This is a genomic window from Desulfobacteraceae bacterium (assembly GCA_022340425.1).
Classification (GTDB): domain Bacteria; phylum Desulfobacterota; class Desulfobacteria; order Desulfobacterales; family JAABRJ01; genus JAABRJ01.
Genome location: JAJDNY010000179.1, coordinates 19511 through 30993, shown reverse-complemented (window position 1 = coordinate 30993; position 11483 = coordinate 19511). Strand labels below are relative to the sequence as shown.

Annotated in this window: 11 protein-coding genes; 5 read left to right on the top strand and 6 right to left on the bottom strand. The window is 56.6% G+C overall.

The features are described from left to right. The 3 genes from LJE63_16260 to LJE63_16250 all read left to right on the top strand — a co-directional run. The coding region (locus tag LJE63_16260; GenBank protein ID MCG6908157.1) for a YkgJ family cysteine cluster protein at positions 1-501 on the top strand (501 nt) is incomplete at its 5' end. Next, positions 501-866 carry a hypothetical protein gene (locus LJE63_16255; GenBank protein ID MCG6908156.1) on the top strand — a complete coding sequence of 122 codons (366 nt, stop codon included), beginning with the start codon at positions 501-503 and terminating at the stop codon, positions 864-866. The genes LJE63_16260 and LJE63_16255, both read left to right, overlap by 1 nt. A 149-nt stretch (positions 867-1015) precedes the next feature. After that, positions 1016-1708: a 50S ribosomal protein L11 methyltransferase gene (locus tag LJE63_16250; GenBank protein ID MCG6908155.1), complete on the top strand. Its 693-nt coding sequence runs from the start codon at positions 1016-1018 to the stop codon at positions 1706-1708. Between the two features lie 258 nt (positions 1709-1966). On the opposite strand, the gene LJE63_16245 is transcribed toward LJE63_16250, so the two are convergent. Both LJE63_16245 and LJE63_16240 read right to left on the bottom strand, forming a co-directional pair. Beyond that, complete coding sequence (locus tag LJE63_16245; GenBank protein ID MCG6908154.1) at positions 1967-2689, bottom strand: response regulator transcription factor; 723 nt, start codon at positions 2687-2689, stop codon at positions 1967-1969. Positions 2690-2800: 111 nt separating this feature from the next. After that, complete coding sequence (locus tag LJE63_16240) at positions 2801-3754, bottom strand: HAMP domain-containing histidine kinase (protein MCG6908153.1); 954 nt, start codon at positions 3752-3754, stop codon at positions 2801-2803. A gap of 210 nt (positions 3755-3964) precedes the next feature. On the opposite strand from LJE63_16240, the gene LJE63_16235 reads away from it, so the two are divergent. Both LJE63_16235 and LJE63_16230 read left to right on the top strand, forming a co-directional pair. Beyond that, on the top strand, positions 3965-5821 hold the full coding sequence (locus LJE63_16235; protein MCG6908152.1) for a hypothetical protein: 1857 nt from the start codon (positions 3965-3967) through the stop codon (positions 5819-5821). 397 nt (positions 5822-6218) lie between these two features. Further along, on the top strand, positions 6219-6431 hold the full coding sequence (locus LJE63_16230; GenBank protein ID MCG6908151.1) for a dodecin family protein: 213 nt from the start codon (positions 6219-6221) through the stop codon (positions 6429-6431). Between the two features lie 377 nt (positions 6432-6808). On the opposite strand, the gene LJE63_16225 is transcribed toward LJE63_16230, so the two are convergent. From LJE63_16225 to LJE63_16210, 4 genes are all read right to left on the bottom strand, one after another. Beyond that, positions 6809-7237, bottom strand: a complete 429-nt coding sequence (locus LJE63_16225; protein MCG6908150.1) for a polymer-forming cytoskeletal protein — start codon at positions 7235-7237, stop codon at positions 6809-6811. A 407-nt stretch (positions 7238-7644) separates the two neighbouring features. After that, positions 7645-8313 carry a phosphate signaling complex protein PhoU gene (gene phoU / locus LJE63_16220; protein MCG6908149.1) on the bottom strand — a complete coding sequence of 223 codons (669 nt, stop codon included), beginning with the start codon at positions 8311-8313 and terminating at the stop codon, positions 7645-7647. A gap of 426 nt (positions 8314-8739) precedes the next feature. Beyond that, positions 8740-11172: a glycosyltransferase gene (locus LJE63_16215; protein MCG6908148.1), complete on the bottom strand. Its 2433-nt coding sequence runs from the start codon at positions 11170-11172 to the stop codon at positions 8740-8742. A 47-nt stretch (positions 11173-11219) separates the two neighbouring features. Next, entirely contained in the window at positions 11220-11417 is a 198-nt protein-coding gene (locus LJE63_16210) for a hypothetical protein (GenBank protein MCG6908147.1), read from the bottom strand. Positions 11418-11483 lie beyond the last annotated feature (66 nt).

The window sequence follows — 11483 nt, the reverse complement described above, 5'->3', positions numbered from 1 at the left end:
TTTTTAAAGAATCTCGAGGGTGAAAAGCGAGAGAAGATTTTATCCAAAGCCAACACGGCGGATCGGGCCATCTACAAGATCAAACGGCAAGCCTACAGGGATTCCCAATCGGGAAAAGATGAAAATCAGATCTTTGAAGAGTTGGCCAATGTTCGGGTTCGCTGTCCGTTGCTGAATGACGACGCGCGCTGTGAGCTCTATGCGCGTCGCCCGATTACCTGTCGGCTTTATGGGATTCCGACGGCCATCGGGGGCAAGGGGCATACCTGCGGCTTGTCCGCTTTTAAGCCGGGCGAGCCGTATCCAACGGTCAACCTGGATTTGATTCAGCGGCAACTGTTCGAAATTTCAAAAGATCTGGTGAGAGATATCAAATCCAAGTTTTCCGGTTTGGGAGAGATACTGGTTCCCTTGTCCATGGCCATCTTGACCGATTATGATGAAATTTATCTGGGAATCCGGGATCCCGCCGATCCAAAAGATTCCCCGGGGAGGTCATAATGGCAAAGCTCACCGTTGAGCAAGAGCACCGCAAGAAGATGATATTTGAAAGCATGTCGGCCAGGCGTCGGAACCATATTCTCAAGAAAGGCTACGAAAAATGGGACCCCTTTCAGGAGCCGAAAGACCCCATCGAAATTCGTCGCGACACCACGCGGCGTACATCCCAAATGCTGATCCGGGAGTTTCTTCAATCACGAAAAATGGAAGAATATTCCAACGCCTATGGCCGCGGTGTGCTGGAGCTGGCGCTGGGAATCATAAACAATGACGAGCGCTTTTTGGGCATGTTTGAATTTTCCTGCTGGTATCGCGACCTGTTGGACCGGGAAGGGGCCGAAAAGCCCGGCGGTGGTCGGCGCTAGGCGGGGCCGTGAAGGCAAATCGACTCCCCGCAACAGAGATTCGGGAAGCCTTGGACTGGGTGGCATCCGAAAATGGTCGGATAACCCCGCGCTTTCTGTTGGAACGCCTTTCCGCCGGGGGAAAGCGGACCCGGGGGGAGGCCCGGGAGGTGGTGCGCCTGCTGGTGGATCAGGGGGTCCTGTGTTACGGCTATAAGCACGGCACTTCATTTCTGGAAAGGGCCTATACCCGACCGGTCCAAATTACCGAAACCATTGTTTTGAAGCCGCCCCAAACGGCCTTTCCGGAAATGGATGATCAAAAGGTCATTACCATCGAGCCCGGTGTGGCCTTTGGTGGTGGGCAACACCCGAGTACACGCTTGGCGCTTGAGGCCATGGAGTGGTGCTTTGGTCGCCACCTGAAATTGCTGACCGGGGCGGCCGGAATCGGGATTGACCTTGGAACCGGAACGGGGGTTTTGGCCATTGCCGCCGCAAGGTTTGGTCTTCAGCGGGTCCTGGCCACCGAAATCGACCCGTGCGCCCGTTGGGAAGCCCGGCGTAACGTGTCGCTGAACGGGTTGTCGGGGCGCATTGCCGTTTTGGCTTGCCCGCATCCGCCCCCCAATCAAAATGCAGTATTGGTAACCGCCAACCTGCGATTACCGACACTGGTGGATCTCAGGTACGACATACTGGATGCGGCCTGCGCGGAGGCGGTTTTAATTTTTTCTGGAATTCGTCCGGGCGAGGTCCCCCAGCTTTTATCCTTCTATTCCGTTGGGGCTGTCGATCTTTTATATCGAGAAACCCAACACAACTGGTCGTGTGTCATTTTAAAAAAACGGTTCGATCGCTGAGGGCGGTCGGATCCCGTTTTCATTCCCTCCATGCGGCCCGCACCTGCCCTCGTTCGAAACCATCAAATCTCAAAATTCGAATCCAAATCCCCAAAATCGGGTTTTTTATCCAAACATGGTCTTGGCTATGGGGGTGGGGATGAACGTTAAAATTTGGGGAAATGACGGTGTTTTTTCTGAAATCCTTACAGGGCAAGGGTTTGTGTGGAGTTTGGACCAAAATTCGGGGGTGGAAAGTCCGATCCCCCCTGGATCGGGCTATTTTCCATCCGGATCGAAGAGATAGCCGATGGAACGAACGCTTTTAAAAAAAACCGGTTTGCGGGGGTTGGCCTCGAAGTATTTCCGAAAGCGAACGATAAAATTGTCCACCGTTCGGGTGGAAACTTTGTGGGTATAGCCCCAAGCCAATTCAAGCAGTTTTTTGCGCGACAACGGCTTTCCCGGCTGGCTCAAAAAAAGCTTCAGAAGTGTGGCCTCCTGTTCGGTTAGTCTGATCCTGCCAAATTTGCAGTCGGCCGTCAATGTCGAGAAGTCAATTAAATTGTCGCCCAAGCGGAAGGTTTTGAAGGTCCTGCCGGAATCCTCGGCTGGGGCGTCTCCTTGGCTCCAGGCGGACCGGGTCAGCAACCGCTCGACCCGCAGCAGGAATTCCTCGAGATTAAACGGTTTGGAGAGGTAATCGTCGACCCCGTAGGCCAGCCCTTTCACCTTGTCGTCCGACCCGCTTTTCGCCGATAAAATCAGGATGGGGACCTTTTCATCCTCCAGGCGAATGTTTTGCAGAATGGCCAGCCCGTCAATACCCGGCAGCATGATATCCAGAACGATCAGGTCGGGCCGGATGCGTCGCCATTCCTGAAGTCCGCTCACCCCGTCGCCGGCCACCACCACATCATACCCCTGTAGACCCAGGTTGAGTTTCAACCCTTCGGCGATATGGCGGTCGTCCTCGATGACCAGGATCCGTTTGGTAGCCATTTTCCTTCCTTCACACCTGATGACGGTTTAAAATGCAATGTTTCAAAGGGCGCTGCCGTTTCTGACAGCCAGGTGCACGCGGGCGGGGATAGTGCCTGCATTTGGTTGATTTCAATCGTGAAACGGCAGGGCCAACGTAAAGACGGCGCCCAAACCCGGGCCAGGGCTTTGGGCGCTGAGGCGCCCCTTGTGAATCCGGGCCACATTCTGGGCGAGATACAGTCCCAATCCGCTGCCCCGAACCGCCAGGTTTTCCGAACTCCCCACCTGATAGAACTTTCGAAAAATTTTGTGAAGCTCAGTTTTTTGAATCCCCAAACCATTGTCTTTAAACTGAAGCAGCAGTTTGTGTTTGCGCTGCAAAAAAGTGATTTCGACTTTGGGGGTTTCGGAATTGTTGTATTTAATAGCGTTGGTGATCAGGTTCATCAGCAGCATTTCGAACAGGCTCACGTTGATGCGATAAAGAAAGGCCCGACCGCCGGGGTTTTGTATCGTTATGAGGCAGTTGCGAAATAGATGACTGTTGTTGCGGCTGAAGCGTTCCACCACCGTGACCAAGTCCAATATGACGAACTCACCGCTGTAGGTCTTGGTTTCGATCTTGGCGAGGTTCAGAATCCGGTTGATGTTGTCCGATAGCCGGGCGACGTCCTGGAGCATGAAGCCGGTATACCGGATGAGATCCGGCCGGGGAAGTTCGTGCTTGAGAAAGGTCTCCAGATACAATTTAATCGAGGTTACCGGGGTCTTGAGTTCGTGGGTGAAGTTGTTGATAAAATTGTGCTGAAGCCGGTAAAGCATGATAATTTTTTGATTATAGACAAAAATGATGAATATTCCCAGCAGAATCAGGCCCACCAGCAGACTGAGAACCAGAATGACCAGCCAGGTTTGGGGCTCGAGGACCTGGTCGCGGTCCAGGTTGAAATTCTGAATGAGGGCATTGAGGCCCTGGCTCACGGCGATGTACCAGTAAATATAGAGAAATAAGGACAGTCCCAGGGCAAGGGTTGAGCAGATAAAGACAAAAACCGGATGAAAAAACCACTTGGAGCGATACATGCGAAGCTTACTCCTGCCAAACCGGCGATATGGGGTGCAGTGTGAAGGCATAAGGCCGGTCATGTAAAAGTTTTGTAAAAACCCCCCTATGGCTTTTTCTCTTACCCGATTTCACGTAAGATTCCTATCTTATTTCATAACGGGCGCAGAAACGCGTTCACTACTGGGGTCCGTTCATCACAGACCCCCATCGCGGGGGAGAATCGAAGCATGAGAAAAGACGGACATTATCTGCACATTCCGGTAATGGGAACCGGATATTCGGCCGACACCCCCATTCGGGTGGCCCACCTGGGTATCACCTCGGTGATTTCAATTCTCGATGACATTTTGTTGGAGAAGTTGCGCCAGTTCTACGCGCGCCAGTTCGATTGGTCCTTTGACGAAATCCGTTCAACAGCACCGGATTGCCGTGCGCAGCGGATAAGCGCGTATCTCAATCTGGTAAAAAAGATTGTCGATCGAAAACTCGACGAAACCAAACGGCTGCCGTTTTTTGAAGAAAACGAAAAACAGAAATATTTCGACCTGCTGCCGGAGACGGCACCCCTTAAAATCGCCTACCGGGACTTGTTGGCCATGCCGCCAGGGCCGCAGCGGCAGCGCCGTGAGCAGCAGCTGACCGATCGAATGACTGCCGGTGCAATCGATGTTAATCTGATGGTGCGCCTGGACCGCCCCCGCTGCTCGCCCTCCGGTCAGCCCTTGGGGGAGGAGTTCAGCGACGCCAAGAGCGCCCTTCGAGGGTTTGCCCAGAGCGAACTCAACTCCGCCATGGTTTTCTCGGCCGGGGTCAACAAGGGGCTGTTCAGTTACCTGACGCGGTTTCCTGATTTTTACCGTGACGCCGACGGCCAGATCCGCAAACGGATCATCCTGAAGGTCAGTGATTTTCGCTCGGCCCTGATTCAGGGTAAGTTTCTGGCCAAGAAGGGCCTCGAAGTCGCCGAATATCGGATCGAGTCGGGATTGAACTGCGGCGGTCATGCCTTTTTTTCAGCGGGCAAATTACTTCCCGATCTGCTCGAGGAATTCAAGGCCTACCGCAGCCGCCTGGCAGAGGAATTCCAGCCGGCGATACGGGCCTTTTACGATCAACAGGGATGGGATTACCGCATAGCGGAGGGCGCTACCGCGCCCCTGGTCACGGTTCAGGGGGGAATCGGCACCCATGGTGAAATTCTGCGGCTGCAAAACGATTTTGAAATGGATTTCATCGGTGTTGCCACGCCCTTTCTGCTGGTGCCGGAGGTTACACGGGTGGATGACCAAACCCGCGAACTTCTCAGCCAGGCAGGAGAGGAGGATCTTTACATCAGTGATGTTTCGCCCCTTGGGGTGCCCTTCAACAACGTCCGCAATTCCGGCTCGGAAAGATGGATTGAAAAAAAAGGGGCTTCCGCAAGCCCCGGGGCTAATTGCACCAAGGGGATTCTCGCCCTCAACTCGGATTACGCACCCTTCATGTGCACGGCATCAAAAGAATATCAGCGGCTGAAATTGGCCGAAATCGAGGCCCTGAAGACGTCAAGCAAAGTGAAGGCGGTGATGCGCCGGGCGGCCGTCAACAAGGCCTGCCTCTGTGAACAGCTTGGCAATTCGGCCCTGATCGCGCTGGGTCTGAAGGCCTCCGGGGCCACTGCGCCCCAGGCCGTCTGTCCCGGCCCGAATATCGCCTGGTTCAATCGGATTTACAGCTTGCAGGAAATGATCGACCATTTTTATGGTCGCGGGGCGTCCCTGGTGCCGGTTGAACGTCCCCATATGTTTGCCAAAGAGTTGGTCATGACGGTCGATTATTTCGAAAAACTGATCGAAGCGACCGACGGGAGTGCCCGCGAGGTGGAACGTTTGGCGGGCATCCGGGCCAATATCGAGGCCGGCATGCGTCTCTGCCTTCAAATTGCCCGGCAGACCCCCTATCCCGGCGAGAACCTGGCGTCAATCGCCTCCTGTGTGCATGCTCAGAAAAAGCGGTTGGCAGCCCTGGAACATCTTTTGGCAGGCAAGGCCGGCGATGGCGGGGTTAATGCGTCCCCCAAGCGGTTAACGGCCGCAGCCGTTTAAACCGGTGTCATTGCCGGTTGACTTTGCGCTTATCGTTGTGGTACTTGTTAAAAACAAATCAAGGTTGGCGATCGATTCTTTTGGCTCCGGAAACCTTTACATTATCAATCTGCCGTGGGTTTCGTTGGCAGGTAAGGTCGTCCACCGCACCCCGACGCCAGGGAAGCCCCTTGGTCTGGTCGTGGGCGAAATTGGGTTTTCTGAATCCGATCTTCAATTTTGCCCTGCAATTGCCACTTCCGTGCCTCGTTCTTCATTTTAGGCGCCCGCTCAATCGAAAAGCGGGGGTTTCCGCTCTTTTTTTAAGCGTTACAGCGTTTGATGGGGTAAGGCTTTTTCAGGCCATTGGTCCAGCAGCTGAAGTCAACCCACAGCCAATGAACGAAAGGAGGAAGTTATGAGCACTAGTGTTTACAAGGTTATCGAACTCGTTGGCACCAGCACGAACTCTTGGGAGGAGGCCGCAAAAAATGCCGTTGAAACGGCCGGCAAAAGCCTCAAAAACTTGCGAGTTGCAGAAATTTCGAAACTGGACATGAAGGTCGAAAATGGCGTGGCGACAGCCTTCCGGGCGCGCGTCAATCTTTCCTTCAAGTACGAAAACGAATGATGGTTCGATAGTATCCTTCCTGACCTGGCTGAAGCCGCTGTTTAACCGGCGCATGGTCTTCAGCCGGCAGGATGGCACCTGCTTCATGCGGTAATCCAGCGCCTTTGGCCTGGGGGCCTCCGATGCCCCACGGAATTTTCCCGGCCCCTGGTTTCAAGACCAGGGCGCTGTTTGATTTTTTCAGCCAACCCCTCCCGCCGGCAAATCGCTATGGCCCCGGCAAAAATCCCCACCTCCTGCCGGTTTTCTGACCCGTCGCCGGTGATGCATCCGGCGAGACATATCACGCTTTGGCTGACCGTGCTTGCCGTGGTGATGGTCCAAAATCCCGTGCCATCGTGCGGAATTGTTGATTACCGCGACCCTGAATAAAGGTGTCAGGAACCCTTTTGGCGTTTTTCGGTAAAGGTCAGATGGCCTCCCGGGCCGTCGGGCATTTGGATTTCTCCCTGAAAAAAACAATCCTCGGCCACGGCGATTTTGGCGCAGCGAATATCGCCCACGACCCGTGCACCGGCGCGCAGCTCCGTCTTTTCGGTGGATTCGATGCTGCCGTTGATTTGCCCGGCCACAATCAGGCCTGCGGCATGCACGGAGCCCTCGATTTTTCCGCTTTCGCTGATCCAGACCAATCCCGCGCAGCGCACGTCGCCTTTCAAGATGCCGGCCATGTGCAGGGTGCCGCTCCCGCTGAGAGTACCCTCAATGGTGGTGGTGGCGGCGATAATGGTGGGCTTGTCGCTTTGCTGATCCTCCAGCCTGCGTTTGGGAGCATCGCTGCGATCGGGGCTTTTTTTAAACAACATGGGTTTGAGTTCCTCAGAAATGGATCGTTCACCGCCACCGGACGCGCCGGCCAGCCGTTATTTCATCAGTTTTGATTTTAGGCGATGAGCTCGCGGAAATCAAGTCGCGTGCAGAATGGCGCGGCGGCTGGACCGCTGGGGCTGGGCAACGCCAAGCACATTTTGGTGCAGATTGTCGGGGGGGTTCAGGGGAGCGGGCAGGTTCTTGACGTGCGGGGGGGAAACCGAGGCGGGAGAAGTTTTCGCCCCGCGCGGTGCCGTTCGCATAGTCCACCCACACCTGGCCAAGCGCCAACTGTACGGCTATGGCACCGGAGTGGGGGCCGCCACCGCGGTCAAAACCCCATCCGGCATCAGACGGGGGCGATGGGCTTCAGCAGGACCCCCGTGTCTCTCGCGGGGTTTCCTCAGGTCAGCTCATCGATATCCTGATGGCGGATGATTTCTCCCTCGATCAGGTAAATGACCTCCTCGGCGATGTTGGTGGCATGGTCCGCAAGGCGTTCCAGGTGGCGCGAAATGAGCAGCAGGTTGATGAAATAGCCCGTGCGCTCGGGCTGCTTTTGGAGGGCGGCCTTGATCAGGTCATAGGCTTCATCCTTGATCCGATCGACCTCATCGTCCATCACGAGGACCTTGAAGGCGAGATCCACATCCATGTTGACCAGCGCATCTAGGCTCATTTTGAGCATATTCTCGGCTTTTTGGGCCATCGGTCCGTAGTCAAAACGGAAATCGACGCCTTTTTTCTTGGCCAGGATTTCCACCCGCTCGGCGATATTGACCGCCTGGTCTCCGATCCGCTCCAGATCGTTGTTGATTTTGATGACAGCGACCAGAAATCTGAGATCCACCGCCACCGGTTGGTGCAGGGCCAGAATCTTGAGGCAATCCTCCTCGATTTCGACTTCCTTTTCATCGATTTCATAGTCCGTCTTGAGAATCGTGCGGGCGAGATCAGCGTCTATGTTTTCGATAGCCTCGGCGGCCATGCGCACGCGCTCTTCCACCATGCCCCCCAGGGTTAGAATCGACTTCTTGATCTTGTCCAGCTCTCTTTGCAGATGAACGGGCATCTGTTTCCTCCAGATCTTAAAAAGCGTTCGGCCAACACAAACCGGTCTCCGGGCTCCGCCACGGGCTCTCGGCAGGCGTGGGCTTCGCGCAGAGACGAACTGCAAAGCGGCGCGATTTTGTCGCCCTCAGCCTGATGGGATCGTTGGGCAGTCTCCAAAATGAATGGTTTGGCGGAGCGCGGTGCGAAAAGCCGCCTAAAATTCTCTTATACCGGAATTGTTAGCTTTTGGTTAGATTCGCGCTAAAAAATTTCCACCATACGGCGCCGGACTTTGGTTCCTCGACCAGACCCATTTGTCGGTGCATACCCCGCTAAAGGTCAGCGGATGTAACACCGGTGACGGGCCGAAAGACGGGCCGGATGTGGCCTTGTTTTTTTCCGGAGCCCATGGGCCAATCCTGTGACGGTTGTCAGCTTGGCAACTTCAGGCGGCCGCATCGTGTGCCGTCGTCATTTGCTGGTAAAGGTGCCAGGTCTGGTCAAAAGCCGCGTCAAAGGAGCGCTCGGCCATATAACGCCGCGCGGCCCGACCCATTCGGGCGGCCTCCTGGGGGGTGGCCGCCAGTTTCCGCATGGCCTTGGTGAGGGCTGCGACATCGTCGCCCGGGACCATCAGACCGGTTTCACCGGGCAGCATGTTTTCACAGGGGCCGCCCTCGTCGCTGACGATCACCGGCAGCCCCGAGGCCTGGGCCTCCATCACCACGTTGCCGAAGGTGTCGGTGGTGCTGGGAAAGACGAAAATGTCGCTGGAGGCGTAGGCGCAGGCGAGTTCTTCACCCGTGAGGTAGCCGCAGAAAAAACAGGGCAACCCCCGGGTGGTCCGTTTCATCTCCTCCAGGTAAGGGCCGTCGCCCACCACCAACAGACAGACCCCGGCGTTTTGGGCGGCCAATTCCTGGAAGGCCTGCGCCAAGAGGTGCAGGTTTTTTTCGCGCGACACCCGCCCCACATAGAGCAGCACGGTCCTGTGGTCGATCTGGAAGCGGCGGCGCAAAAACCCGTTGCGTTTGGCTGGGTGAAACTTCTGAATGTCGATTCCCCGCGGGTAAACCCTGATTTTGTCCTCCCGGATGCCTTTTTGGACCAATTCGGCCCTGGTGTTTTGGGATGGTGCGTAAATCATGTCCATCTGGTCGTAATACCAGAGGGTGAATTTCCAGGTGAGATCCTCCAGCGCGTCATCAGCGGTGAGAAAACGGGCATACTGGGGGAAGGCGGTGTGGTAGGTGCCGCTGATGGGCAGCTTGAGAATGCGGGCGATGGCCAGGGCGGCCAACCCCACGGGCCCAGGTGTTGCGCTGTGGATCTGATCGAAGTGGCTGTCGTGGCAGTAGCCCAGGATGTCCAGAAAAGGCGGCAGGTGGAGTTTCTGCTGGGGGTATTCGGGCAGATCGTAAACCCTCACCGGCTTGAAATTGCGGATCCCATCGCCGAGCGCATGCTGCCCCGGGTCGCAGGTGATGACCGTCAGGGGCTTGCCTTGACGACGGGCTGTGGCCACCTGTTGCTGCAGGGTGAGTGCGACGCCGTTGACGTCGTAGAACGTATCCGTGAACTGGGCCACCGCTTTTTCGGAGCTGGCGGCTGTTGGGCTGAGCGCAAAGCGCCTCTCCACGGCCTTGCCCAGGCAACGGTCCTTGGTGAAATGGGCGTAGGCCAGAAAATAGGGCGCCATCAGGGTGTAGAGGCCGCCGGCGGAGCCCAGCGTTTGAAAGATGCGGAACAAGTTGGCCCCTGCCAGGTGGTTCAGGAGGTGATCGGCGGACTGGCAGACCAGGGCGTTGGATACCTGATTGACGAAGCGCTGCCAGGTTTTTTCCAGAGGGCGCCGCTCCTCGGCATCCGGCGTTGGCAGAACCAGCAGATCCGGGTTTCTCTGAAGCAGGCGGCGGGTTTCGGCCTTGATCTGGACGACCAGGGAGGGGGCGCCGGCCGCCGCTGTTTTGGGCCGCCGGCGGTACTGCCAGAAATGGTAGATGCGGGACACCAAGCCCCCGCTCTGGGGCCAGGTGGGGTCGAGGACCTGATCGAGAAATTGGATCAGAAGATCTTTGCGGGCATAGCGGCCGAGGTTGAAACGCTTTTTGTAGTACTGGTAGGCGATGCCGTACAGATTGTGGGCCATGGTTGCGGGGGTTGCGGGCTCCCCATGCACCTGGGCCCGATGGTTTTCGATGCCCGCGAAAAAGGCCGCTACCGAATCCGCCCCTTCCACCGTGGTGAAGGTGCGGGCGATATTGAGGCCGCTGTGGTCGTCCGAACCTCCCACCACGTTTTTGCGCCAGGGTTTCGGCCCTGTGGCGGCCACCTGGTGGCGCTCCTCCAGGCGCGCCATCTCGGCCGCCGTCAGACCGGCGAGAACCCGCCTGATGATCGTGTTGAGTCGCGGACTGCGGGCGCCGTTGAGCTCGAAGTTGCGGAACAACAGCAGCAGCCGTTCGAAATGCGACAGCCTCAGCCTGTCATTCACGGCATACAGCGGGTGGGCAATGGCGTTGCAGATCCCGGCCCGGTTGAGATAGGCCACCAGTTCGTAGAGGTTGAAGCGCAGCCGCTGGCATTCCCGGTGCTGCGCCTCGGAGATGGCGTAGGCCAGCACATGCACTTTGCAGCGGTCCTCGGGAAAGTAAGCTGTGATCTCCTCGCTTATAAAGGTGTCCGGCAGGTGAGCGATTTCCAGGGCCCCCTCGATGGTGTTGTGGTCGGCGATGGTGACCAGCGACATCCCGCTTCGGCGTGCGTTCTGGTAGATTTTAAGGGGATCGGTGAAACTTTCCGGGCATCCGATTTTTTTCAGAAACCACTGGGAGGGGTGACGCGAAAAACGGGAGTGAACGTGAAGATCGACGCGCATGTCAACTTCCTCCTTTTGCGAGGGGTGTGGTCCAGATGCCGGTGGCGTCATTGGCCCTTTTCCTGGCAGGCGCCGGCGGCGCCTGTTGTGATGTGCTCGTCGCGGAGAGCCCACAAGGCGCCCAGGATGAGGTCGTAGGCCTGCTGCTGAAGCAGCGGGTTTTCCTGACCATAGAGCCGCTGAATGCGCGAGGCCAGTTCGGCTGCGCTGCTTTTCAGGGCGTGGGGGTATCGGGAAGGTGCCATGAGTGCCTTTCCGCTCTCGGTTGGGGTTGCGCGCAGGGTATCAGATCGGCGGTTAGGTGGGCATTA

Coding starts and splice junctions, on each gene's coding strand:
- LJE63_16230 (MCG6908151.1), top strand. CDS start 6,219: ATGAGCACTAGTGTTTACAAGGTTATCGAACTCGTTGGCACCAGCACG.
- LJE63_16240 (MCG6908153.1), bottom strand. CDS start 3,754: ATGTATCGCTCCAAGTGGTTTTTTCATCCGGTTTTTGTCTTTATCTGC.
- LJE63_16225 (MCG6908150.1), bottom strand. CDS start 7,237: ATGTTGTTTAAAAAAAGCCCCGATCGCAGCGATGCTCCCAAACGCAGG.
- LJE63_16210 (MCG6908147.1), bottom strand. CDS start 11,417: ATGGCACCTTCCCGATACCCCCACGCCCTGAAAAGCAGCGCAGCCGAA.
- phoU (MCG6908149.1), bottom strand. CDS start 8,313: ATGCCCGTTCATCTGCAAAGAGAGCTGGACAAGATCAAGAAGTCGATT.
- LJE63_16255 (MCG6908156.1), top strand. CDS start 501: ATGGCAAAGCTCACCGTTGAGCAAGAGCACCGCAAGAAGATGATATTT.
- LJE63_16215 (MCG6908148.1), bottom strand. CDS start 11,172: ATGCGCGTCGATCTTCACGTTCACTCCCGTTTTTCGCGTCACCCCTCC.
- LJE63_16245 (MCG6908154.1), bottom strand. CDS start 2,689: ATGGCTACCAAACGGATCCTGGTCATCGAGGACGACCGCCATATCGCC.
- LJE63_16235 (MCG6908152.1), top strand. CDS start 3,965: ATGAGAAAAGACGGACATTATCTGCACATTCCGGTAATGGGAACCGGA.